We start from the raw sequence: 25786 nt of genomic DNA, 5'->3' as shown, positions 1-25786 counted from the left end.
AGCATCCACATCACTAACTGATACACCCTATCCGTCAGGCGGGACGCCTAACGTCCGCTGTCAGGCGGGACGCCTAACCTCCTTGAGCTTCCACCGTCGCACCGGCTCCTCACCCCTCACGTTCCTTCAAGAACCTCACAATCTCCTCCGCGAGGCCTTTCCCAATGCCGGGGACCTTGGCGACTTCTTCCACGGTGGCGCGGCGGAGTCGGGCGACGGAGCCGAACACGCGCAGGATATTTGCCTTCCGGGTCTGGCTGACTCCGGGGCAGTCATCGAGAATACTTTCCTCTACGCGTCTGCGCAGCAGGAGCTGGTGGTAGCCATTCGCCCAGCGGTGGGCTTCGTCGCGGATGCGCTGGAGTAGCTTGAGCGCGCCGCGGTCATGGGGGATGCGGAGGGGCTGGTCGATGCCGGGGCGGTAGATCTCTTCTTCTTCCTTCGCGAGGCCGATGACGGGCAGTTCATGCAGGCCGAGGCGCTGGAGTTCTTCCATGGCGCAGGAGAGCTGGCCCTTGCCGCCGTCGATGATCACGAGGTCGGGCAGGCGCACGAACTGGGTCTTGTGGGAACTCTTGCCCTTGCTCGTGCTCTTACTCTTGCTGCTGCTTGAGCTCTCAGGCGCGTCAGAGGAAAGATAGGACTCAGAGGACACATCGGAGGGAGTGTCTCCTTCATTCCCAGTGGCTTCATCTCCCGCTTCGATGTCACCGTCTGCCAAGGCAGCCTCCTCCTCCAAGCGACGCATCGCTTCGAGGGGGTCTTCCTGACTCAGGTCAGCTCCCTCCGCGCCCATGCGCTCTCTTCCTTCCAAGAGAATACGCGAATACCGCCTGCGCACGACTTCGCTCATGGCGGCGAAGTCGTTCTGCCCGCTCACGATGCGGATGCGATAGCGACGGTAGTTCGCGTTGTCCGGCACGCCGTTCTTGAAACGCACCATGCTGGCCACGCAGTGGGCGGTGCCGATGTTTGCAATGTCGAAGCACTCCATGACCAGCGGCGGGCGGTCGAGGCGCAGGTACTCCTGCAGCTCGGACACGTCCGCCATGGGGTCGAGGGTGCTCACCACTTTCGCACGCGCGCCGCGCTCGAAGCTGCGCGTGGGCTTGAGCGTCTTCTTGAAGTCCTCAATCATGTCCCGCAGCTCGGCGGCACGCTCGAAGTCGAGTCGCTCGGCGGCCTTGCGCATTTCCTCCTCCAGCGCGGTGACGAGGTCGCGGGACTTGCCCCCGAGGAAATCACAGGCCTGCTCCACGCGGGCGCGGTACTCCTCCGGAGTCACTCGGCCGATGCATGGGGCGGCGCAGTTCTTGATGATGTCATTGCTGCAGTGCCGGTAGTCATTCTCATTCGGCGACATGGGGCGGCACACGCGCAGGCCGAACTGCTTGTTCATCCAGTTCAGCGTAGTGCGCAGCGCGCCGCTGTGGGCGAAGGGGCCAAAGTACCGCGCGCCATCGTCCTTCTTCAGCCGCGAGAGGACGAAGCGGGGGAAGGGGTCGGCCATCTGCACCTTCACGAGCAGGAAGCGTTTGTCGTCGCGGAAGCTGATGTTGTACCGCGGGCGGAAGTCCTTGATGAGGCGGCCTTCTAATAAGAGGGACTCCGCCTCGTTGCGCACCAGGTGCGTCTCGAAGTCCCAGATGCTGTCGATGAGGGCCTTCGTCTTCAGGTCCGCGCGGCGCACGTTGGAGGGGACAAAGTAGCTGCTGAGCCGCTTCCGCAGGTCGCGGGCCTTCCCCACGTAGATGGGGCGGTTCAGGCGGTCGCGCATGACGTACACACCGGGCTGGTGCGGCACGTCGTGCAGCTTCTTCTGGAGGTCGGGCTTTTCCCGGGAAAGAGACATGGAGCGGGGTGAGGGCGGGCGAGACGGGACGGCAGTAAGCGAGCGTACTGCGACGTACAGAATACACTCAGAATGTACGCCCAGACAGCCCATTTCGGCACGGGTGCTGCGGTGGGAAGATTGGAGTCAGGGATTTCAACACGGAGACACGGAGGCACAGAGGAATTTTTTGAATGATGAGCGTCGCAGCCCGCCCAATCCCCGATTTCCGCCCGGCTTCCTTTCTTCTCCTCCGTGGCTCTGTGTCTTCGTGTCTCTGTGTTGAAATGCCAACGGCCAGATACGCCATGACTCTGTGTTGAATCCCATGACCCTGCCACCCCCTTTCCCTCGCCTATCCTAAAGGTTTGCAAAACCCCCACGACCCCCTACTTTTCCGCCCGATGCGCTCATTTTTACTCATTGTCACCGCGGCATGGCTTGTCTTTGGAGCCGCGGCCACGATTCCTGCACAGACGGCTCCTGCAGGAGGCGGCTCGGTTTCAAATCAGCCCACCATCAGCGCAGCCCCAGCGCAGAGCGCCCCCCAAGGCCACAGCCACGCAGACGCCAACGGCATCAGCGAGGTGAAGCGCAAGATGGGCCTGCTCTTCTACCCGATGGTGGTGCTGTCCTTGGTGACGCTCATGCTCATTTTCTTCAACCTGTTCACCATCAGGCAGAATGCCGTGGTCAGCGATGCCTTCATGAACTCGGCGGACGCCCTCATCCGCAAGCAGGACTACCTGGGCCTGCTGGCCGTGTGCAACCGCCGCAATGAATGCGTGGCCAAGGTCACGGCCAAGGCGCTCGACTTCGCCACCAAGAACCCCACCGCCAGCTTCGATGAAGTGCGTGAGGTGACAGAGGCGGAGGGCAGCCGTCAGGCGAGCCTCATTCTTCAGCGCATCTCGTACCTCGGTGACGTGGGCTCCATTTCCCCCATGATGGGTCTGCTGGGCACGGTGTTCGGCCTCATCACCTCCTTCAATCAAATCTCCAGCACGCAGTTCGCCGGCGGTCAGGCGGCAGGCGTGGCCACGGGCGTGTATGAGGCGCTGTACTGCACGGCAGCGGGCCTCATCATCGGTATTCCCGCGCTCATCATTTACGCCTTCATGCGTGGCAAAGCGCAACGTCTGGTCTCCGAACTGGAATCCGCCAGCACGCACCTCATGGCCCTGCTCGCAGCCCAGTATAAGCGCGCCGCCCGCGCCGTGGCCTCGCGCATGCCCGCGGCCTCCCATGGTGAGGCGATGTGACAAAGAGTGAAGCAATCGACTGCTTCAGAGTCCAAGTCCCACCCTTCGTTTTCTTTCCTTTTCGCCGCCCCACTCCCCCGTCCCGATGAAGTTCCGCAACGTCAGCAAAATCGAGCCCATCCCGCTGCAGCTCGCGCCGCTGATTGACGTGCTCCTGCTCCTGCTCCTGTTCTTCATCATCACGATGAACCTCTCCCAGCGCGAGACGGAAATGGGCATCAAGGTGCCCGCCGCGGATGAGGGTCAAGTGAGCACCAACCGGCAGGTGGGCGAAATCGTGGTGAACGTGCGCAAGGACGGCACCATCGTTGTGGAAGGCGCCACCATGAACGAGGAGCAACTGCTGGCAAAGCTCAAGCTCATCGCCAGTGTGCACAAGGACCAGGCGGTCATCTACCGTGGGGACAAGGGCAGCACCTACGAGCACACCATCAAAGTCATGGATGTCTGCCGAAAAGCAGGCATCTGGAACGTATCCTTTGCTACGCGACCACCAGAAGACGAGGGTGCCCCCGGCGCGCCCGGGTCCGCTTCCGTTCCTGCCCCTGCATCGGTGCCTGCTCCCCCAGCACCCACGAATTGATTTGAACGACTGCTTCATGGAATTTTCAACAAGGCTGGTGATGAACTCTGACGTGCGGCGATGGACCCTGTGCCTGGTGGCCTCTGCCTCCTTGGGCCTTCCGGCCTCCATGACGCTGGCGCAGCAGCGTGCACCCCGTGCCATCCCGGTGGAGGAGCCACCCTCCAATCCGGTGCGTGCCGTGCCGGTGGATGAAAATGGCGCGCCCGCCGCTCCTGCCCCCGTACGCGCGCAGCCCGTGGTGGACCCGAACCGCCCCGCCGGTCCGGATGAAGACCTCTTCGACTATGCGACGCTGGCCTTCAGCCAGGGCGACTTCAAGATCGCGCTGAAGCCGTATGCCGACTACGTACGGCTGTACCCCAATGGCCGCCACGCTTCCGAGGCCCGGTTCCGCCTGGCGGAATGCCTGCGCAAGACCAACCTGCGCAAGGAAGCCATCGCCGCCTACAACGACGTGATGCTGAACCATCCCAAGTCCGAGAGCGCCTCCTCCGCGGCGTATCGCCTGGGCATGTATGCGTATGAAAGTCGCGAATTCCAGACCGCATCGAGCTGGTTCGAAATCACGGAACGCCAGTCCACCAATCCCGAGGTGCGCACGGCGGCCACGTTTAACAAGGGGCTGAGCCTGAAATATGCCGGGCAGGCCGACAAGGCGCTCGCCGCTTTCAAGATTGTCGCCGCATCAAAGAACCCGAACCTGCAAAAGGAAATCGAAATTTCCCTGCAGGAACTCGCCGCACTCGCGGTGCAGGCCGGGCGCAAGGAGGAAGCCGCTGCTGCTTACAAGCAAATCCTCGCGAACAGCAAGGATGACAAGACCTCGGGCGAGATTCTGGTGCGCTACGGTCTTCTGCTCAATGAGATGAAGCAGCCGGAGGAGGCGCTGAAGCAATTCGAAAAGGCGCTGGCGAACAAGGACCTCCCCGGTGAGCTGAAGGCCATGGCCGTCTTCGGCACCCTGCAGGCGAACTACGTCAGCGGGAATCTGGATGCCGCCATCAGGACCTACACGGAGCACTCCACCCTGTTGCTGCCGGATGAGCTCCGGCCCAAGCAACTCCTCATCGTGGGCACGGCGTACAAGAAGAAGCAGATGTACCGCCAGGCGGTGGAGGTCTTCCTGCTCATCGAGAAGGATCACCCGGAGTCTCCGGAGGCCCTCGATGCCGGCTATCAGAAGCTGCTGTGCTTCTTCCAGCTCAACGACAAGGACCTGCCGCTCTTCACCGAGCGCTTCGAGGAACGCTACGCCACCAAGTACCCCAAGCACGAGTACCTACAGATGGCGCGCCTGATTCGCGCCGACTGGTACTTCTCCAAGCAGGACTACCCAAAGGCGGCCGAGGCGTTTGTCGGCGTGGATGTGAAGCGCGCGCCGAGGGAAGTGCGCAGCAGCGTGATCTACAAGAAGGGCTTCGCCGAGGCGGAGTCCGGCAAGAGCAATGACGCCATCAATACGCTGAATCTTTTCATCAGCGACTATCCGAACGACCCGAATATCCCCGTGGCCCTCGCGCAGCGTGGCGTGGCCTACAAGGCAGTGGGCGCCAACGACCGTGCGCTGGCGGATTTCGCCACCATCCTCAAGCAGCATCCCAACAGCCCCGCCGTGGAGATGGCCCTCTTCCAGAGCGCCCGCATCAAGATGCAGACGCGCGACGTGAAGGGCATGATCGCCGACTACGAAGCACTGGTGCAGAAGTTCCCCAACTCCGGCGCCGCTGCTGAGGCCTACTACTTCATCGGACGCGGTTACTTTGACCTGAAGGATAAGAGCCTTTACGAGAAGGCCCTCGAACCCCTGCGCAAATCCATCTCCTTGAACCGCGAGGAGTACCTGGACAAATCAAGCCAGACGCTCATCGCCATCCAGGCCGCGCGTGAAGACCTCGATGGGCTGGCGAAGGAAGTGGACACCTACCTGGAAGCCCGCAAGGACGCCTCCGTCTCGCCCAACACGCTGCTGCTGCTGGGCGTGCGCTACTTCGAGCGCGGGAACTACGCCGCCAGCGCGCGCTACCTGGGCATGGCCAGCACGCCGCAGGAGCCCGCGAATACCGATGCCGCCGTGTGGAACTACCTCGGCAAGGCAGAGCTCAACAACTCCAAGTACGAGGACGCCATCAAGTACTTCGACTTCTACCTCGCGAAGACACCGGATGGCGGCGGCTGGGCAGAAGCCCTCCTCTACAAGGCCGCCGCGCTCAAGGAACTCGGCCACTTCGACCAGGCCATGCAGCATGTGGGTGAGGCCCTGCAGAAGGTGAAAGAAGGAAGGCTCAACGCGCGCCTGCAGATGCTGCGCGGTGACATCGCCGACGCCATCGGGGATGCCTATGACAAGAACGGCGACAAGGAGAAGGCTGCCGCCAGCTGGAAGGACTCCGCCGGAAACTACATCGTCATCAGCCAGTTCTTCGTGGACCCCGAAATCACTCCCGAAGCCGCCACGAAAGCCGCCAGGGCGCTGGAGAAACTCGGCGAAATGGAAAAGGCCAACGCCCTGCGCGAACAGCTGAAGGCGAAGTATCCCGAGTACAAGCTCAAGGAAAAGGAAGTGGCGCGGTAGGTGGTGGCGATCACTGCGTCAGTGGTGATGTGAATGTGAAGCCGTGCGCTTGAGCCCCTGAGGTACCATCGACTCAGGACGCCAACGCTCCTCTCAAAAAATGGACGGTAGGGATGCGCTCCCGCGCGTCCGTGAATAGCGGGCGGAGGCGGTGGGTAGATGCAGCGTTGCAAGCTGGTTTCACCCCTTCACTCCGCACCACCTCCGCCCGCCTAAAGACGGACGCGCAGGAGCGCATCCCTACCGCCGATTGATGAAGAGACGCTTACCTTGAAGAGCATGGTGAACATGGTCGCTAAACGAAGACGAAGACCATGGGCTGTTCAGCACCATCAGCCATCGGCAACGCCTCTCATGTCTTCGCCCCACATCACTCCATTCATCCTCCTCACAGCCCCTTCCCACCTGCCGCCGCGCTCGCGGCGGCGATGCCGAAGAAGAGAACAAAGAACAGCAGGATGGCCGCGCCAATCGCCATCGCCACGTAGTTCATGACCAATCCAGCAATGGCCATGCCTTTGCCCTGTATCTGATTTCCAGAGCTGCGAATCTGCGACAGGCTCATGTGGCCACAAATCACGCCGGGCAGGCCCAGCAACACGCCGACGGGACAGGCAAAAAAGGACACCAGCGAAATGATGCCCACCACCATGCTGCCAATCGCCAGGCCGGACGTGGGCATCACTCCTACTCCCACATGCTGGTAGGCTGCAGGGTTCGGCAAGAAGTTGGCCGGCAGCGGTCCGCCGGGTGAAACGGAGACCATGGGCGCGCTGAGTGCTACCGCAGCAGCAAAGCCAAAGACTTCAACCAGCGGCTTCCACTGCGGCATGCCTTCGCGCCACACGAGGTCCGAGGTGAGAAAACGCCCGCTCTGCAATCCTTGCCCAATCTCCTCTTCGGTGAACATGCCGAATTGGTGTCCATCTCTGCCCACGTGGTATTGCATGACAGTTCGAGTGCGGTGCGGTTGCTAAAAGTAGGGCGATGCTAGCACAATCCCAGCAGCACCGCCAACGCTGCGGCACTGCTGTTCGCGTCGATGTCCACGGTCACGTCGTACCCGTGGCCGGTCACTCTTCCAACTTCTCCTCCGCCACCGACCCGTCGTGGTGGACCACTATCCTCTGGCCTTTCTTGCCTTCACTCCTGCTCACCAGGATGGGCGTCTCCCCGAGCGCGGTGTCATTCTTGCCGGCACCCAGATAGTCGAATCCCTTCTCACCCTCCCACCCCGTGGGCTTCACGTCATCCAGGCCGTCCAGCAGCGCGGCGTCCAACATCTTTTTTTCCACCAGTTCCTCAAGCGTGGCGGGATACTTGCCGCTGTTCTCCGCAGCGTAGATCAGGCAGGCCACATGCACTTGCCTGGCGTCATTCATCTGTTTCTTGACGATTCCCTTCTCCTGGATTCTTGCAAAGACAGGCACAGCGAGCGAAGCCACGATCGCAATGCCCACAAGGAGAAGGGAGATATACCCCATGATCAAGCCTGCCTTCGCCTTGCCCCGCCCACCAATGGCTCCTCTGGAGCGATCGATCCGCCCGAGCGCCATATGCCCGGTGATGATGGCCACCAGCGCACCGATGCCGGCCAGCGAGCAGGTGACGAGGGACACAATGCCGAAGACCAGCGAGGTCGTCGCCAGGCCTGAACCACCCTGCGGCACAGCCGGACCAAATGCAGGCGCGCCTCCGCTCGGGCCTGAAGGAGAAAACGCCGGCGCAGATGCCGCCACCGCAGCTCTCGGGGCACTCACGGCAATCTTCGGCACCACCACCTCTGCATTCGCGACGAGATTCAGATCGCGAATGGGAGTCCATTCGGACATGCCCTCCCGCCACGCGAGATCGGTGGGAAGAAAACGTCCATCATGCAAGCCGGCCTTCAGTTCGGCTTCGGAGATCCTGCCCAACTGTTGGCCATCACGTGCGACATGGTAATGCATCGCGCGACGCTAGGTTTTCGCGATAAGGGCGTCAAGTAAAGAACGGATACACCCTACAGGTCCAGGCGTGTTTCCGTAGGGAGGAAACGAAACCAAAGGCAAGATACCCGCAGTCTCCCCTGCACTCATCACGCGTTATTGTGCTCTCCATAACGCTTTTTGTCGTCGCGCCATGGATAACGTCCCGTGGCAGGCGGGAGGCAAAATTTACCATCTGCTCGCGAGCCAACATCTACGAATAGTTCGGATGCTGTGACGCGCAGCGTCCTTGGACTGCGCGCAGCCTGCCGCCGCGTTGAAGGGTCCACAGCCTGCTGTGGCGATGGCGACACTCACTCGTAGCGTGATGTGTCCGGAAGAGGTTGGCGACTTCGTCGCGGTGAAACGTGCAGCGGGCTGCACTTTAGAAAAGCGGCAGCAGGCTGCCGCAGTCCAAGGCATTCGGCGTCGTGACGTTCATGCGTCCCTCCAAGAAAACAAAGAGGGCCCGCGACTTCCGTCCGGCCCCCGTTGCACATCATCACCTGAACCAGCCTTACCTCACCGTGCGGCGTCTTCTGCGGAGCACCAGAGAGGTGGCGCCGAGCATCAGCAGCAACACGCGGCCAGGCTCCGGCACCACGCCGACGTTGGCTACGATGATGATGCCGTTGGTGTTGAAACGAGACAGGTCATACACCAGGCCCGCAGAGAGGGTGGGAAGGTAGAGATCCCCGCCGCCGTTGCCACCGTTGCGGAAGTTCGCGCCCACATCGAAACTGCCACCCAGCGAGCCGACCCAGTCCATCAAGTCGAAGATATCACCCGCGCTCGCGAGGTAGGTGAGGAACTCCACGTTCACGGTGGAGTTCGAGTCCAGGGTGAGCTGGCCATCGATGTTCAGCATGTCGTGATCACCGCGGGTGGTACCATTGGCCGACGACTCCCACTCCGAAATGCCATCAATGATGCGCTGTGAGTACTCTGCCGTGCCAGTCTGATACACGGAGAGTTCGCTGTCGTTGGTCGTATTGTTCGCCGCCTGGAGGTGGATGGTGCCGCCGGACACATTCAGATTGCCCACCACATCAAGGGTACCGGTGGTCGAAGTGCCGCTGACGATATCACCGGGACTGATGGTGCCGGTCACGAAGTGCGTCGTGGAGCTTGCGACACCCTGCACCGTACCGGTGCCCGCGACACGTCCACCCGAATTCACCGTGAGCACGCTCGAAGTAGCGCCCGTGCCGGTGTCACCCACCGCGCGGTTGGTGGCCGAACCACCTGAACCCACTTGCAAGGTACCGGCATTCACCGTGGTGCTGCCAGTGTACAGGTTGTCCAGCGTGAGCGTGGCAATCGCACTGCCTTCCTTCACGATGTTCAGCTTGCCCACTGTGGTGTTTCCGTCCTGTTCGTAGACCGTGCCGACAGGCGTGCCGTCGCGGAAGGTTGCATCCCAGTTGCCATTCGTCGTCTGGGTGAAAGCGATGGTGCCGTCGGCATGCGCTGCGTTTTCGACAATTTCGTTGGAGGTTGCGCCCACGTTCCCGGATGTTGTGAGATTGCCCGCCGTCACCGTGCGGCCCCCAGCCTGAAGGGTGCTGTTGTGGAGAAGGGTCACGTTGTTGTCGGACTTCAGGGCATCGTTATTGCCGAGCCGGAGGACATGCATGTTCAGCGGAGTAGCAGTGGCATTCCCCACGGTGAATCCGCCCGACCAGGCCGAATTGTCCCCGTTGAGCTCGAACACGCCCGTGCGGGTGAAGGTGCCGGTGCCGCCCGCAACGCGGGTGCTGGCATTGGCCGCGCCCAAGAAGGAGTTGTTGAACCGCATGTACGCCGTCTGGGAGCGCGTGCCGCCAGGTGTATCCACGTTGAGCTCCACCGCCGTGTTCACCGTGATGGTGCCGTTGAAATCGATGAAGTCATCACCGTTCGGCACCGAGCCATTGCCGTAACCGATGCGCTTCACACCCGTGCCCGTGATCAGGAAGTTGTGATTCTCCACAAGCTGGTTGTTGGTGAACTCGTTGGCTGAGAAACGGCGATATTCCGCCGTGGTGCCGGTGCCTCCGACGGTGATCAACTCCGAAAAATCAGAGCCCGTGATCATACCCTGGCCACGAGCGCCGAGAATGCCATTCTCCACCGTGAGCGCACCCGTGAAGAGGGTATTGTTCCCCAGGAGCATCCAGGTACCGAGTCCGGTCTTGGTGATATTCCCGTTACCAAACATGTAACCGCCAGCGCTCTGCTGGTCGAATTGCGCTCCACTGGCAACATCGATGGTGAGCGCGCCTTGCACCTCCATCAATCCCGAGGTGGTAAAGCGACCGCCGGTCACGTTGATTCGAGTGTTGTTCTCCATGCGAATCCACTCGGCGAAGGTGGTGATGTTCGCGGTCCCAAGCTTGTTGATGGCAAGGGTGGCGCCACTGCGAATGATGGTGCCATCCAGCCAGGATTCGTTCGTGCCCAGGTTCCCCTGTGCTGCGGTCACGTCCGCGAGCACGATCTGCAGCGTGCCCTGGCGCACATCCACCACACCGGAGAAGAGGTTGGCGGTACCGGAGATGACCAGCGTACCTGCGCCCGTCTTGATGATGTCACCCACGCCCACGTTGTCCGTGTTAGCGGCATTGATGATGGCGCCGACGCTGGCATTCGTCTCATTGTAGATGAAGTTGCCTTCGCGGTTGATGACGCCCGAGAGCGTGGTCACGTTCGCCGCGCCATTCGTATCAATGAAGGCTGCATCCCCACCGATGGTGATACCACGGGCGATGGTCATCGTCGCGGTGGTCTGAAGGGTGCCACCGTTGAAATACATCGCATTTGCCGCATTGCCCAGGCTGCCATCGGACGCAATGGAAACCGTGCCACCCACCAGGTACGTCGTACCGGTGTAGGTCTTCGCACCCGAAAGCGTGGTAATGCCCGTGCCCGCGTACGTCACCGATTGAGTGGCGCCGACGATGTCCGCGCTGATGGTGAGTCCACCGGTGCCGTAGTTGTGAATGATGAGGTCGTTGGTACCGCCCGTGGTGATGGTGCCGTTGCTGATGCTCAACGCCGCAGTATGGCCGGAACCGACCAGGATACCGCCCTCGGTGATGGTGAGCTGGTTTCCGCCCAGCCCAATGGACGTGACAGCACTGTCGTTGAGACGGATGCTGTTTGTCGTGGTGGCGGCGCCCAGGGTGACATTGGAGGTGGTGAGGTCCGTATTCAGGCCTGCACCGAAGGTGTTGATTTCCCCGGCACTGTGTGTGTACGAAGTGATTTCATTGGTACCGGCGCTGACAAAAGCCCAGGAGGTCGCCTGATTGTTGGCCGTGCCAAAGGTGGCGTAGGAACCGAGGCGGGTGTTTTGAATCGCCGCGAGACCCACCTTGATGCTGGAGGTCCCGAGGCCGCTCTTCACGAAGTTCAGCGTACCGCCGTTCTGCCGGGTGATGGTGGCACCCGTGTTCGTAGCCAGGCGCAAGCTCAGAGTCGCTCCCGCCCCTGCATCCAGGCTGATTTCCGAACCCCCGGTGCGCACTGCGAGGCTGCCGCTCATGAGTTCGGTTATGGCTCCAGATCCAGCACTCCCTTTGATCAGCCGCAGGTCACCGCCAGCCGTGGTGAATTGCGCGCCCTCCGCGGCCTGAATCTTGACGTTGTTCACCGTGTTGTAGTCGAGGAGCAAGGTACCGCCCAGAGCATACACACCACCGTCGAGGTCGTTGTTCACGCCGCTGCGTCCCGTGAGGCGCACCGTGCCAAGGCCCACTTTGGTCAGCGCGCCGATTTCGTTGTTGAGCGCGAAGCCGCTGTCGTCACTCATGGACATCTTGATTTCCACCTCGCCACCCTGACGCGCATAGAGACGCAAGTCACGGAAACGACCCACGTCCGCGGCGGCAGTCACGGGATTGAATTCCATGTGCTGGACGCCGCTCCCGAAGGTGACCACTCCAGTTTCGTTCTCACCCCCAATCAGCGCGTTCGCCACCGAGGTGCCTACTCCCGAACCGCCGTTGCCAATCTGGATATCCGTGGCTCCAGCGGCCGTCCTGCGGTAGAAGCTCTGACCATCCTTGGTAAGGAGGAGGGCAATCTGGCTGGCCGTACCAGCGGGGTCAAACAGCACCAGACGGTCCGTGCCGCTGGTGGTCGGGTCGAAGAAGTTGCCAGTGCCTTCATAGCGCATGTAGCCCTGGATCATGTGGAAGATGCCGGTGACCTGCACCTGATTCGCGATATTCACGTTCAGCTGCTCGTTGCCCGTCATGTTCACACGCAAGCGATCCACCGCCGTTGCCGAGACTCCTGTGGCCGTGTCAGACAAGGTGCCATACAGATTGATGGTACCCGTGCTGCTGCCGGAGAAACTGATTCTCCGGGTGAAGTTGCTGTCGTTTCCGTAGTAGGTCAGGTCCGTCTGCGTATCGCCTTGGGCGGCGTACACTCTGCCGTAGATGGTCAAAGAGGATTCGGCACCGGACGCCTGGATCTGGCTGTCGGAATCCGAACGGCCACCAAGACCCGTGTTCGACGCAATCACATCGCCCCCCCAGGTATTGTGTCCGCTGGCTGAGCCAAACGCCACGCTCTGGCTGGCATTGGAAACTCCCAAGGTCACATTCTCTCCTGTGATGTTCACGCCCGTCGAGAGTTGGAAGAGCGAATTGCTCGCTGTGCCACCTGAACCGACAAAGACATGGCCACCCGCAGCTCCAAGCGCCTTGTCATTCTTTACCTGCAGCGTACCTTCCGTGACATACACCGCACCGCTGAAGGAGTTGGAATTGTTCAGCACGAGAGCGGAGGTGCCGGACTTGGTAAGGCCCTTGGTACCGGTGATGTGGGCATCGATGTTGGCCGTGGCACTCGTGACACGGATGATGGCTTCGCGAGCGCCGAAATCGAGGGTAGCCAGGGAGGTCAATCCGCCGGTGATACCCGTGCCCCCTGTGATCAGCAGCATGCCCGAGCCTTCCGAGCCGGAACCAGCATGACCACCAAGGAAAAGGGTCTTGTTCGCCCCGATGCTCAATGCTCCGCCAGAAATCTTCAAGGCATTGTACGCGGTGGAAAGGTTCAGCGTGGTATTCGCCGTGCTGAGCGCGTTCTTCTGCCCAATCTCTCCGCTGGTGGCGGTGGCATACTCAGAAGCAAGCAGCGGCCGGAGATAGTCATAGCCACCTATCCCGCTCTCCACCGTCATGAAGTCGCTGGCATTCGCATTCGTCGTGCTTCCGCTACCGAAGACGCCGATGAGGATATCTCGCTCCGTACCCGTGCCGCTGGCACCGGAGATCATGGACGAAGCGATGTTCCCAGTGACGACGCGGAGATACGCGGCATCAGCACCGGTCGTCACCGTGCCAAAATCCGTGGCCACGGTGAGGTTGTCTGCCATGACACCCAAGGTGGCGCCGATGCTGCGGCTCAGACCAGACAACGTGAGGCCAGTGGTCGTGGTGCCGGCCACAGTATCGGATGACAGGCGAATCACGTTGAAGCCCGAGGTAATACTCAGGGCACCAACCGTCTCGCTGACGTCCGCCGTGCTGACACCATAGACGGAGAAGATGCCGCCACGCATGTCGACCGTGGCATCATCCGCAACGCGGTTGTTGTTCACCGCCGCGGCAAACCCGCCCGAGGTGGAACGACTGTCGAGACGCAGCTCGCCCGTTCCATCCAGGATGATGCTGCTGGTACCACTCAAAGCACCGGAGGCGCCTAGAAGTTGCAGGATGCCGCGCGAAACGGTGGTGGAGCCGTTGTAAGTGTTGTTCCCGGCAAAGACCTGCGTGCCGGTGTGCGCCTTCAATACAGAAACGACACCCCCGCCATCCTGGATGATGCCGCCATAGGTGCCCCCAGCGCCGTTCTCGTTGATACGCAACGTCACGTTGCCGACTGCGCCGCTGGTGATGATGCCGGTTGCGGAACCTGCGGCGGAGGAAAGTGCATCGATACCCTCCGACTGCCCGTTCAAATCAAACACACCGTCCACCTGAAGGTCATGCTGGAAGAAGACCTGGTCTCCACCGGTGCCCGTGATGCGCATCGTGGATCCATTGTCGATGACTGATGTGGCATTCCCACCAAGAGCATGGATGGCGGCAGTCGAAGCGGTCTTGCCAAGTGTCACCAGAGTATTGCCCGACACGGTGACCCGCAGACTGGCGTTGTCAGTAGTACCGCCAAGGATGATTGTTCCACCGCCGGTCAGCGTCAGGATCTGGGCAGTACTGCCATCCACATCCGAAGTGGTAAGCGTACGTCCGCCACCCACGTTCCAGGTCTGGCTGGTGTTGGCCACATTCAGAGTCATGGTCCCAGAGCCTTGATTCGCAAAAATCAGATCCTGCGTCGCTGTCGACATGTCGATGGTTGGATTCGAACCATTCGCCCAAAGGTCGATGACACGACTTGAGTTGTTCACGGCGCGAATCGTGATCGTGCCTGTGGGATTGGTGACGATAATCTGGCTCAAGTCGAACCCGCTCGTGAGGTTCATCGTCGTCAGCAGGTTCGCTGTGCTGTTGTTGTCGAACCGGACAATGTTCTCCGGTGCGGTTCCAGCATCCACAGGTGCAACGTTACCCGTCCAGTTTGCGGCGGTGCCCCAGTTGCCATCAGAACTCCCATCCCACGTGTAGGTGGTCTGGGCAAAGGTTTCGGCGGTGAAGCTGAGGCCGGCGAGGAGGAGGGCACCGGTAGCCCTGAACACGTAGGGGATTTGCATGTCCGCTGGGGGAGAGCGTTTCGGATGTAAAGACGGTGTATATTTTAGCGCGATCTAAAATCGAACGGCAAGAATTTCGATTCAAAAGTATCAAAACTTGCAGCGCAAACGCGTTATCTAGGCGTTATGCACGGACTTTATCGATAACGTCATATAATCCACTTCGGAACTAATCGTAAGAGTAGGACTTTCTACCACGTTCCACCTAAGCAACTCCTTTACGACCCTTCTATTCAGCCATCCATTCAACCCATCCATGCGCATCCATCTCATCGCTCTCCTGCTTAGTCTCACCTCCTCCGTCCTGCTGGCTGCGCCTCAGGATGATCAATATGTACTGACTCCCGATTCACTTCCCAAGGAAGGCGTGCCTCACGGGAAGGTCGTGGCCATGGAACCATGGAAGTCGAAGATCTATGACGGCACCGTGCGTGACTGGTGGATCTATGTCCCCGCGCAATATGATGGAAGCAAGCCCGCTGCAGTAATGGTGTTCCAAGATGGAGGTAAGGCGAAGCCTGAGGACCCGAAGTTCGCGGGACCGCACAACGCTATCTTCGCCTTCGATAATCTTATTCATTCGAAACAAATGCCAGTGACGATTGGCATCTTCATCAGTCCCGGGAATTTCCCCACGCAACTCGACAACGGCAAGCCGCGCAGCAATCGCAGCTTTGAGTACGACACACCGGATGGCACCTATGCGAAGTTCCTCATGGAAGAGATTCTTCCCGAAGTGGCGAAGAACTACAAACTCACGGACAAGGCTGCGGAACGCGCCATCTGTGGCAACAGCAGTGGCGGCATCTGCGCCTTCACCGTGGCATGGGAACGTCCCGATGCCTTCTCCAAAGTGGTGAGCCATATCGGCAGCTTCACGAACATCCGTGGCGGATACATTTATCCGGCCCTCATCCGCAAGACAGCACCGAAGGTCTCAGACGCGAGCTATACCACTCCGGAGCAGAAGGCGCTGCTGGAAAAGCGCCGCGGCATCCGCGTGTTCCTTCAAGATGGGAAGAACGATCTCGACAACCAGTTCGGCAACTGGCCTCTGGCAAACCAGGACATGGCCGCAGCACTGAAGTTCGCCGGATGGGATTACAAGTTCGAGCTCGGTGAAGGCACGCACAACGGCAAGCATGGCGCCATGATGCTGCCGGAGACGCTACGCTGGCTGTGGAGCGATGCAGCGAAGTGAGATGCGGCACCCTATAACCAGCAGGATGTCTGTCCTGCTGGTTAGGGATTGGATTAGCTCCAGGCGAGCTTCATTCGCCTGCCGTTGCAGTGTTAGACAACTACGCGGCGCGCTGCTGTTGTTGCTGCTGCTTCGGCGACAACCGCCGCTGCTGCTGCACGATGGGCGCAGCCTCCGCGAGAGAGGACGTACGCTTCAGCGGCGGCGCTGCAACCAGCCCGGGAGGACCGAGGCACACGAAGCGCCTGCGGAAATACTCCACGCGGCAGACACTCAGACCAGTGGCCTGGGAGACCTGCTTCCACGTGAGACCATGCGACAGAAGCAGCATCGCCCGCGCGGGCTGCACCACTTTCTGCGAGCACTTGGCTCCGATGGACATGAGTTCTAGCTGCTCTCGATAACGATCTATGAGGAGATTAAAGGTGGGGGTTTTTCGGGACATTCACTGGGGGGGGTGTTTGTGTGCCACTCAGTCCGCATGATCCGGGCCATTCCCCGGTGATTCCTCACCGCAGATACCTCGGAATGTCTGGAGCATGCGTCCATTTGTGTCATCAGTGCCTTCACATCGGGTGAAGGCGGGGGCGTGTGTGTTCGTGTGATACACCGTATTAGTCACGAAACATTGCCGTCACCTTGTCCGTTCGTTGCCTGACACACTCAACGGAATATTCATTCATGCGCCCATCACTGCTTTCGTTTTCACTTCTTCTCTTGCTCCTGCTTTGCGCCAATGCGCCCGCGATTGACGATTACAAGCCGGGGCCGCTTTCGCAGGAGAACGCTGCGGCGCCCAAGGGCAAGGTCATCGCCATGCCGGCCATCACGGACTCGAAGATTTTCCCCGGCACCACGCGCGACTGGTGGATCTACGTGCCCGCACAATACACACCTGAGAAGCCTGCGAACCTCATGGTGTTCCAGGACGGGCACGACTACGTGAAGACGACTGGAAACTGGCGTGTGCCCATCGTGTTCGACAATCTCATCGCCAGTGGCGACATGCCGGTGACCATCGCAGTCTTCATCAATCCCGGGCACAATGGCAGCTACAAGCCTGAGAATGCCTGGCGCGTGAGCAATCGCGGCAAAGAATACAACTCGTTGGGCAATGCCTATACGCGCTTCCTTCTGGAAGAAGTACTGCCGCAAGTGCAGAAGGATTACAAGCTCACCGAGGACCCTGAAGGCTGGGCCATCGGTGGCGCGAGCAGCGGAGCCATCTGCGCCTTCACCGTGGCGTGGGAGCGACCCGACAAGTTCCGCAAGGTCTTCTCCACCATCGGCAGTTATGTGGACCTCGCCGGCGGCAATGCCTATCCTTATCTCATCCGCGTGCACGAGCGGAAGCCCATCCGCATCTACCTGCAGGACGGTGAAAACGATCTCGACAATCCCTATGGCAACTGGCCGCTGGCGAACAAGATGATGTTCGCCGCACTCACGTACATGAAGTACGACGTGAAGTTTGAACTCGGTGATGGCCAGCACAACTCGAAGCACGGCGGCTCCATCTTCCCCGAGGCAATGAAGTGGCTGTGGCGGAAATAGCGCGCGCCATTGACTCCTTCTGTTTTTGCACTCGCTCACTCGCATCTGACTTCATTCCACACACACGCATCTCATGAACCTGTTCCGCACCTCCTTCATCGCTCTGGCTGCATCGCTCCTCGCGGCCACTCCTCATCAACTCTCAGCGCAAGACACCTCCACACACGCCATCCTCATCGATGGCGAAGACTGGAAGGAAGCCGTCACCGGCCAGACCTTCACGGATGGTCTGTGCGCCACGGAAGATGGCAGCCTGCTCTTCACTGATGTGCGCGTGGGCAAGGGCATCTACAAGCTCGGGCTCGATGGCAAGGTGACGATGCTCATCGATGAGCAACCCGGCATCAGCGGCCTGGCCTTGGGTCCCGAGGGTCGCATCTTTGCCTGCCAGAACAAGGCCTCGCGCGTGGTCGTGTTCGAAAAGGACGGCACGGTGAAGGAACTCATCAAGGATGTGAAGCCAAACGATCTCATCGTGACCAAGAAGGGCTATGTCTACTTCACGGAGACTGGTACGAAGCGCATCCACGGCATCGCTCCAGATGGAAAGACCTTTGTCGCGGATGAAGGCCACGTGCTGCGCCCGAATGGCATCACGCTCTCCGCGGACCAGACCACGCTCGCGGTATCCGAGCACGGAGGAAAGCATGTGTGGAGCTGGCAGATTCAACCCGATGGCACCCTCACCGGCGGCGCGCCTAACATGACCATGCTGGTCTCACCCAACAATGCGAAGGGCGAGGCTCTCGGCGACGGCAGCACCACGGACGCCGCAGGCCGCTACTACGTGACCACGGAGTCGGGGATCCAGGTCTTCGATGCCACCGGGCGGCACTCAGGCACCATCGCTCTCCCCTTCCAGGGCGCGAAGATCGTGAGCGTGGAATTCGCCGGACCCAATCACGAGTGGCTTTTCGTGTGCGCTGGAGACAAGATTTTCAAACGCAAAACCCAGACTCAGGGCGCGTGGCTTGGCAAATAGGCAGTCCACTCTGAGCACGGGCGGGAATATGGGATGGCTGGAATGATGGAATACGGGAGGGGCATGCTCCTTCCCACTATTCCAGGGTTCCACACTTCCACTATTCGCGTACCCGGCATCTCCCTTCCCTTGCTACATCCACGAGCCAGCTTTCCATTCCCGGGTCCCTGCGGAATTCCCTGCCTCGATTGCGAAAATCCCTGCTTGCGTATTAAGGGCAATGTGGTGTCGTCCGAGCCATGAAGCTTCCCTTGCTTCGCGCCCCTCTTCCGCTACGGCACGCCATCCCGCTGATTGTCCTTGTCTTCGGTCTGGTGTGGACGGCCTTTAGCACCTGGCTCCACATGCACCGTGAGCTGCGAGAGGCGGAGAATCGGGTCCTCAACCGTATCTCCCGTGTTTCGGAACGCTTGGCCAGCTCCTCGCTGCTGCAGAATTCCGAACTTCGGGACGCCATGATGGCGGAGTCTGACCGGCTCAAGGGACTGAGCTGGAAAGTGGTGGCAGACCAGAACGGCACCATCATCTACAGCAGCAATCCCGATTGGATGAACAAAAAATTCCGGGCGGTGCTGCCAGCGAACGCGCTCGCTCTGGTAGACAAGACCCTGCAGGACGGGAAAGCCCGCAACGAGACTGAGGACGACACCTACGCGTGGGCCGTGTACCCCATTGACGCGCCGGACGCCGAAGGCCACCAACGCCTGGCGATTGTGGAGCACGACCTCACCGGCCCCTTCCAGCACGAGCGCGGCTTGGTATTGGAGCACGCCCTGCTCACAGCGCTCGTCCAGATTCTGGGTTGTGGCATCCTTTGGTGGCTTCTAAGCCGATTTCTGCGCAAACGGATGGACCAGTTGTTTGAAAATGACGGCACTACCCTGCTCCACGCCGTCGGCGCCAAGCCCACCTTCAACAGCAATACCGACGAATTTACCGAAATTTTCCGCGTCCTGAAGGAGAGTGGCAACCGGCTCGACCAAATTGCGGACAACATCGAGGACGTCTTCTTCCTGACCACCTTGGACAAAAAGGTGGTGTACGTGAGCCCCGCTTACGGCCGGCTCTTTGGCCGCCCCCATACCGAGCTGCTCCGGGACTCATTCGAAGCGTGGCGGCACTCGATTCTGGAGGAGTACCATGACATGCTCTGGCACGTTTCCGACCCCCTCCTGGAGGGTGCCCCAGAGGTGCAGTGCGAGTTCCGCATCCGCCGCGCAGACGGGAAAATCCGCTGGGTGGAGCTCCGCATGTTTCCCGTTCGGGATGAACGCGGTGGGCTGATTAATATGGCTGGTCTTTCGCGGGATGTGACGGAGCGCAAGGAGCTGGAACAGGAGATTCTGAACATTAGCGAGCGGGAGCGCCGCCGCATCGGCAACGACATTCACGACGACCTCTGCCAGCGACTCGCGGCCATCAAGTTCAAGTCCGAATTCATCGCCAACCACCTGAAGAATTCCGAGTCCCCGCTGGCGGCCCAGGCGAGCGAAATCTGCTTCCTCATGGGCGAGTCCACCAAGCTCTGCCGGGGGATTGCCCGAGGCCTATCCCCCGTTGATCTCATAGGTGAAGGATTTATGGTGGGCATGAACAAGCTGGTCAAAGCTACAGAATCGCTTTATGATATCCCGTGTTTCTTTTATTGTCCCCACTCCGTGATGGTGGAAAGCCCGAGCGCCGCCGTGCACCTTTACCGCATCAGCCAGGAGTTTTTAAACAACGCCGTTCGTCATGGAAATCCCACCAGCATTGAGGTCCGGCTTGAGATGAACACAGAATTTGTCCGTATTGAAGTGACCAACGACGGGAAATCTTTCCAAGGGCCGGGACCTGCAAATCAAGGCATGGGCCTCAAGATTCAGAAATACCGGGCGGCAGCCATCGGCGCCATGATTCAAATCCAGCCCCGCAGCGATGGGGTGGACGGCACCGTGGCCACCTGCATCGCCCCCCACTCTTCCTGCAATCCGGACACTCCTTCCACGCCATGAGCAACTCAGACGCTACCCAGACCCAGAAACGCCGTATCGCGATGGTGGATGACCACACCATGCTGCGCGAAGGCCTGCAACAACTCGTCGACAGCCAGTCCGACCTCACCTGTTGCAGCACCGCATCCAACACGCAGGACGCCCTGCGCGCCCTGGAAAAGGACAAGCCCGACCTGCTGGCGGTGGACATATCCATGCCCGGTCGCAACGGTCTGGAGCTCATCAAGGACGCCCTCACCCTCTACCCCGACCTCGCCATCCTGGTCATCTCCATGCATGACGAGGGCTTCTACGCCCAGCGCGTGCTCAAGGCAGGTGCCCGCGGCTACGTGATGAAGGACGCGGACGGCGCCACGCTGCTGCATGCCATGCGCACCGTGCTGAACGGCGGCCGCTACCTGAGCCCCGCCATGAGCGAGTACGTGATGGATGCCTTCTCCGGCAAGTCCTCCGGCCGTTCCGCCGACGGCGTGCAGGGCCTGAGCGACCGTGAGTTCGAAGTCTTCCAACTCCTCGGCGAAGGCAAGAGCACCGAAGGCATCGCCGAGGCGCTCAACATCAGCCCCAAGACCGTGGAAGTACACCGCGCTCACATCCGCGACCGCCTGAAGCTGGAAAACGGCGCCGCCGTGGTCCGCTACGCCGTACGCTGGGTGGAGAACCAGAAGCTCGGCGTGCCGATGTGAGGCCTCGCCTTTGAGGCGCCCGAATCCCTTGGATATTCCTGTGCATCACCGGCGCTTCCGGCGTCCGTGTGGCTTTGCTCAGGCTTCCCATTTCTTGGAGTCTGATCTATTATCAGTGCAATTCGTATGCGTCTGGTTGTCCTGCTGCTGCTTTTGACCACAGGGTTGTGTCGCGGAGAGATCTTTCCGCGCTGGAGTGTGCACCACATGTGTGCCGATGCAGACGCCATCATCATTGGCGACCACCTTCAAGGGGATAACGTGAAGGTTACCCGATGGATTAAAGCCGTGGAGAATGCTCCGCCTGATGCCATCGAGATTGCTGATATCTCCAAGCATTCAAAGACACGACAGTCTGCCTGGTACCCCGCCGGCGGCGAACCCTCACTTCACATTGAGAGTCGTCATTTCATCTCGTTTCTTCAACACCGGGAAGGCAGATGGCAATCCATGGAAACACTTGGAGACGGCAGCTGTGGGGTGATCTGGATTCAGAAGGGACGCTGCTATTGGTATCAACAGTCAAACAATCCAAGCCCCTATGACCTCTCTGAGGTGTCTGTTGGCCCGAAAACCGAAGCTGACCTGCTGCGCGAGATTGAAGTGGGATTGAAGGAAGCTGCTGCCTGGAACACAGCACTCAAGCTTGAAGACCCTGCCCGCCGGGCGGAGGCGGTCGTCGCCTACACCATGGCAAGCACCTCGCCGGAATCGCCGCCCAGACACACTTTCCGTCTCCGGACACGCGGAGCGCTCAGTCAGCTCGGCGATGCGGCAGTACCCGCACTCAGAAATCAAATCGGGAAATGGCGCGCAGGCGATTCCCTGGATGAGGTGGTTTTGAGTCTTTACGACATTGGCAAGGCGGCGCACGCGGCGGTTCCGGATTTGGTGGCGCTGCTCAAACAACCCGAACGGGCCAATCCGTGTTGTGTCATTCCCGCACTGCGCGCCACTGGCGACCAGACCAATGTTCAGGATATACAGCCATTCTTGACGCATTCGAGCGAATGGGTCCGGTGCGAAGCCGCTCAAGCAATTGATGCTTTGACGGGGACCAAGAGCAATCAGCGGAAGCTGCCAGTCCCGCCGGGATTGATGTCACCTCCCTGATGGAGGCATTTGCACCTATTGCTGCCTTTTCGCCCTCGCCTCCACCCACTCCGTCGCATCCTTCAGCACCTGCTGGCGCTGTGTGTCGTGCAGGAGCAGGTGGTAGGACTCCAGGTACCAGTGGATGGTCTTGTCGGGGCTGCCGAGGATTTCGAAGAAAGCGTGAATCTGCTCCTGGCTGGCGATGACGTCATTCGGGCTGGCCAGCATGAGGACGGGCACCCTGACCCGCGGGGCGGCATCCGGCAGGGAGCGCATCATGTCATCCACCTGGCCCAGAAGACGGAGGCTGAAGTGGGACACGTAGTGGGAGGTCACCGCCATCTGGGCGCCGTGCGTGGTGTCATGCGTCACGCGGATGTCCTTGTCATTCACCCCGCCGAGCTTCTCCAGATTCACCCGGAGGAAAGGCATGGTCGCGATGGCGGTATACAGCATATTCGCGCGCAAGCCCTTGGGCCGCAGTCGCAGTCCCGCCGCCGGTGAGGACATGATGATGCCTGCGGGCCACTCGTTCGGGTCCGGCATCTTGTCCGTCAACGTGTGCAGGGCGATGAGCGTGCCCAGGCTCTCGGCGTACCAGAAGACGGGCACGCCGGGGTACCGCTCCTGCACGAGCCGGTGAAAGGTGACCAGGTCCTGCTGCCAGACTCCTGCGCTCCGGATGTTGCCGCGGTCGCGCTTCACCGGGTCATTTCCCTGCCCGCGCAGTTGCATGCCATAGACAGCCATGTTCCGCCGCGGCCACTCATCCTCCAGCATCCAGAAATCCATGGCTGCACCGCTGAGGCCGTGCACGGTGATGACCACGGCCTTGGGCTTCTTCGTGCCCGGCACCGGCTTGTCATGGTAGGGCATGACCTTGCCGTCATAGCTCTGCCAGGTGTCCTTTCCGAGGGAGGGTTTCACAGGTTTCGAAAGTGCCGAAGCGCAACTGGACAGCGCCATGCTGGCGGCAAGGCTCAGGGCCGCGAGGACAGATGGAAGGCGTTTGGCAGCATCGGCTGTCCTACGGAAGACCAAGCGCATGCTTCAGGGAGGATTCGATGAACCGCTTCTGCACCGCGATGCGCTCGGTGATGCTGAACTCGGAGGGTGACTCGAACGTGAGGGTGATTGGGGCACCTTGTAAGTGCAACACAATCGCCTCCGGCTGGCCAGCCATTTCCGGAATCACCTTCCGCCGGATGAGCCCCGCCTTGGCCGCCCGGCCATCGATGCGACGCCGGTGGTCCTTGGGAATGATGGCGGAGGTATCTGCGAGGATGCGCTGCCCCAGCACGTGTTTTCCGCCATTGAGCTCATACAGGTAGCAGCCCTGGCCATCGTAGTCCTCATGCAGGCAGATGCCGAGGGCGAGCTTCCTTCCCTCGATGACCTTGCGCCATGCGACGACGACGGGCTCGGAGGGGTGGTTGAAATTCCGGTTGAGGTCCATGCCCGCGTAGTCCACCCGGGTATTCAAGATGAGACCGGTGGGATTCAGCACGGGAAAGATGAGAAACGGATGCCGCTGCAGCAGGTCCACGTGCGCCTCCGCCCACTCCAGCAGACCCCACGGTGGCGCCGCCTCGTCTCCATGCACGCCGGCGGAGACATAAATCCACGGCTGCCCCTGTGCCGCATGCTCGCGCCCTGTTTCCAGATAGTAGATGTGCTCCTCGGCGGAGCACGCAAAGGGCTGGAGCTTCAACTTCGCGCCCCTGCAGAATGCCTTCCATCGCTTCACGAGAAGCCGGTAGTCGTGGCAGCGATGGTCGGTGGGCTGAGCGTGAGCTTGGGCTTGGGCCATGGTTGAGGGAAGAAGACGCGTCCTTTAATTCGTCTGCCAGAGGACCATGGACTCCGGAGATGGCGGTCAGATTTGGCCTACAGCCTTTCCAACAGCTTCTGGTGGATGCCGTCGAATCCACCGTTGCTGAAGACGATGACCACATCACCCTCCTGGGCGAGCGGCTTCAGGCGGGCGATGATGGCATCCACGTTGGCCTCGTGGTAAGACTGCCGGCCCGCTTCGCGCACCGCGGCGACCACGGCATCCACATCCAGAAGCTGGCCTGCGGGCACCTTTTCAGGCTGGTTCACGGCAGCGACGATGCTGCCATCCGCCTCCTTGAGAGCTTCGATGAGGTCGGGCTGGAGGGCATTGCGACGGCTGGTGTTCGACCGCGGCTCGAAGAGCGCCCACAGGCGTGAGCCCGCATAGCGCTGGCGCAGGCCACGCAGGGTCTCGCGGATGGCCGTGGGATGGTGACCGAAGTCATCAATGATGGTGATGCCGCGCACCTTGCCACGCTCGGTCTGGCGGCGCTTGATGCCACCGAAGGTCAGGAGCGCCGCGCGAATCTCGTCATCGGTGAGGCCAGCGAAACGGGCCACACATACGGCCATGGCGGCATTGCGCGCATTGAACTCACCCACCATGGGCAGGCGGAAGGAGACGCCGTTCAATTCGAAATCCGTGTACTCCGGGGTGCCCGCCGTCACGCGCAGGCGGATGTCATTCCCCTCGCCCGTGCCCACGGTGACAATCGGCGCCGGGCAGTCCTTGATGAGGCTGCGGCAGGTGGCTTCGTCGCCATTCACGAACACCTTCCCATTCCGCGGCACGATGCGCAGCAGGCGTGAGAAGGAGAGCAGGATGTCATCCAGCGAATTGAAGATGTCCGCGTGGTCAAACTCGATGTTGTTCACGATCACCGCCTCCGGGAGGTAGTGCAGGAACTTGGAACGCTTGTCGAAGAAGGCCGTGTCATACTCGTCCCCTTCAATCACGAAGAACTCGGAATCGGTAAAACGCGCACCCACTTCAAAGTTCGCGGGCACCCCACCAATGAGGTAGCCAGGATCCTTCCCATTCGCCTCCAGCAGCCACGCCAGGATGGAGGTCGTGGTGGTCTTCCCATGCGTGCCGGTGACCACGAAGTTGCGCTTGCCCTGCATCACCTCGCGGCGCAGCAGCTCCGCCATGGAGGTATAAGGCAGCTTGCGGTCCAGCAGTGCCTCCACCTCGGGATTGCCCCGGGAGATGGCATTGCCCACCACAAATTCATCTGCGCCAGCCGGAAGGTTCTCCGGCTTGTACCCGCTCATGAGCTCAATGCCGCACTGCTCCAGCATGGTGGACATGGGAGGGTACACCGCATTGTCAGAGCCGGTGATCTTGTGGCCCTGCTTGCGCAACGCAGCCGCCGTGGACCCCATGGCCGTGCCACAGATGCCGAGGAAATGAAAGTGCTTGGCTTGAGACATTTACAATAGACTGAAGAAAATGGAGCAGGAAAGGAGCGTGCAAATCCGGCAGGCGGACGCGCGACTCCCTAAGTGCA

General features: G+C 60.5%; 17 protein-coding genes. 9 read left to right on the top strand and 8 right to left on the bottom strand.

The features are described from left to right. Positions 1-109: 109 nt before the first annotated feature. The gene (locus G5S37_RS03275) at positions 110-1852 is read right to left on the bottom strand and encodes an excinuclease ABC subunit UvrC (protein WP_165200805.1); all 1743 of its coding nucleotides are present in this window, start codon (positions 1850-1852) and stop codon (positions 110-112) included. 383 nt (positions 1853-2235) lie between these two features. Between G5S37_RS03275 and G5S37_RS03270 the strand changes: the two genes are divergently transcribed. From G5S37_RS03270 to G5S37_RS03260, 3 genes are all read left to right on the top strand, one after another. Next, complete coding sequence (locus G5S37_RS03270; RefSeq protein WP_165200803.1) at positions 2236-3093, top strand: MotA/TolQ/ExbB proton channel family protein; 858 nt, start codon at positions 2236-2238, stop codon at positions 3091-3093. An 85-nt stretch (positions 3094-3178) separates the two neighbouring features. Then, complete coding sequence (locus G5S37_RS03265; protein ID WP_165200801.1) at positions 3179-3676, top strand: biopolymer transporter ExbD; 498 nt, start codon at positions 3179-3181, stop codon at positions 3674-3676. Between the two features lie 16 nt (positions 3677-3692). Then, entirely contained in the window at positions 3693-6251 is a 2559-nt protein-coding gene (locus G5S37_RS03260; protein WP_206026290.1) for a tetratricopeptide repeat protein, read from the top strand. A 388-nt stretch (positions 6252-6639) separates the two neighbouring features. Here G5S37_RS03260 and G5S37_RS03255 read toward each other — a convergent pair whose 3' ends face one another. The 3 genes from G5S37_RS03255 to G5S37_RS03245 form a co-directional block, all read right to left on the bottom strand. Next, positions 6640-7200: a DUF4190 domain-containing protein gene (locus tag G5S37_RS03255; protein WP_276617020.1), complete on the bottom strand. Its 561-nt coding sequence runs from the start codon at positions 7198-7200 to the stop codon at positions 6640-6642. A gap of 124 nt (positions 7201-7324) precedes the next feature. Beyond that, a complete protein-coding gene (locus G5S37_RS03250) occupies positions 7325-8200 on the bottom strand; it encodes a DUF4190 domain-containing protein (RefSeq protein ID WP_165200797.1) in 876 nt (291 codons plus the stop codon). Between the two features lie 535 nt (positions 8201-8735). Continuing rightward, a complete protein-coding gene (locus G5S37_RS03245; protein WP_165200795.1) occupies positions 8736-14927 on the bottom strand; it encodes an autotransporter-associated beta strand repeat-containing protein in 6192 nt (2063 codons plus the stop codon). A gap of 256 nt (positions 14928-15183) precedes the next feature. Between G5S37_RS03245 and G5S37_RS03240 the strand changes: the two genes are divergently transcribed. Next, positions 15184-16128, top strand: a complete 945-nt coding sequence (locus tag G5S37_RS03240) for an alpha/beta hydrolase-fold protein (RefSeq protein ID WP_165200793.1) — start codon at positions 15184-15186, stop codon at positions 16126-16128. 100 nt (positions 16129-16228) lie between these two features. On the opposite strand, the gene G5S37_RS03235 is transcribed toward G5S37_RS03240, so the two are convergent. Further along, positions 16229-16573 carry a helix-turn-helix domain-containing protein gene (locus G5S37_RS03235; RefSeq protein WP_165200791.1) on the bottom strand — a complete coding sequence of 115 codons (345 nt, stop codon included), beginning with the start codon at positions 16571-16573 and terminating at the stop codon, positions 16229-16231. 272 nt (positions 16574-16845) lie between these two features. Between G5S37_RS03235 and G5S37_RS03230 the strand changes: the two genes are divergently transcribed. From G5S37_RS03230 to G5S37_RS03210, 5 genes are all read left to right on the top strand, one after another. Beyond that, the gene (locus G5S37_RS03230; RefSeq protein WP_240914789.1) at positions 16846-17682 is read left to right on the top strand and encodes an alpha/beta hydrolase-fold protein; all 837 of its coding nucleotides are present in this window, start codon (positions 16846-16848) and stop codon (positions 17680-17682) included. Positions 17683-17755: 73 nt separating this feature from the next. Beyond that, a complete protein-coding gene (locus G5S37_RS03225; RefSeq protein ID WP_165200787.1) occupies positions 17756-18664 on the top strand; it encodes an SMP-30/gluconolactonase/LRE family protein in 909 nt (302 codons plus the stop codon). A gap of 239 nt (positions 18665-18903) precedes the next feature. Further along, on the top strand, positions 18904-20658 hold the full coding sequence (locus G5S37_RS03220; protein WP_165200785.1) for a PAS domain S-box protein: 1755 nt from the start codon (positions 18904-18906) through the stop codon (positions 20656-20658). Continuing rightward, positions 20655-21344 (top strand): response regulator transcription factor, encoded by a 690-nt coding sequence (locus tag G5S37_RS03215; protein ID WP_165200783.1) that lies wholly within the window; start codon positions 20655-20657, stop codon positions 21342-21344. Before G5S37_RS03220 ends, G5S37_RS03215 begins: the two co-directional genes overlap by 4 nt. 126 nt (positions 21345-21470) lie before the next feature. Then, positions 21471-22457 (top strand): hypothetical protein, encoded by a 987-nt coding sequence (locus G5S37_RS03210; RefSeq protein WP_165200781.1) that lies wholly within the window; start codon positions 21471-21473, stop codon positions 22455-22457. A gap of 15 nt (positions 22458-22472) precedes the next feature. On the opposite strand, the gene G5S37_RS03205 is transcribed toward G5S37_RS03210, so the two are convergent. From G5S37_RS03205 to mpl, 3 genes are all read right to left on the bottom strand, one after another. Further along, complete coding sequence (locus G5S37_RS03205) at positions 22473-23366, bottom strand: alpha/beta hydrolase (RefSeq protein WP_165200779.1); 894 nt, start codon at positions 23364-23366, stop codon at positions 22473-22475. A gap of 100 nt (positions 23367-23466) precedes the next feature. Continuing rightward, a complete protein-coding gene (locus G5S37_RS03200; RefSeq protein ID WP_165200777.1) occupies positions 23467-24249 on the bottom strand; it encodes a M14 family metallocarboxypeptidase in 783 nt (260 codons plus the stop codon). A gap of 77 nt (positions 24250-24326) precedes the next feature. Further along, positions 24327-25709, bottom strand: a complete 1383-nt coding sequence (mpl, locus tag G5S37_RS03195; RefSeq protein WP_165200775.1) for a UDP-N-acetylmuramate:L-alanyl-gamma-D-glutamyl-meso-diaminopimelate ligase — start codon at positions 25707-25709, stop codon at positions 24327-24329. Between the last annotated feature and the right edge of the window lie 77 nt (positions 25710-25786).

The sequence above is a fragment of the Roseimicrobium sp. ORNL1 genome, assembly GCF_011044495.1.
In the GTDB taxonomy this organism is placed as follows: Bacteria; Verrucomicrobiota; Verrucomicrobiia; order Verrucomicrobiales; family Verrucomicrobiaceae; genus Roseimicrobium.
Note: the sequence above shows the minus strand (reverse complement) of the source record. Positions and strands in the feature narration are given on the sequence as shown.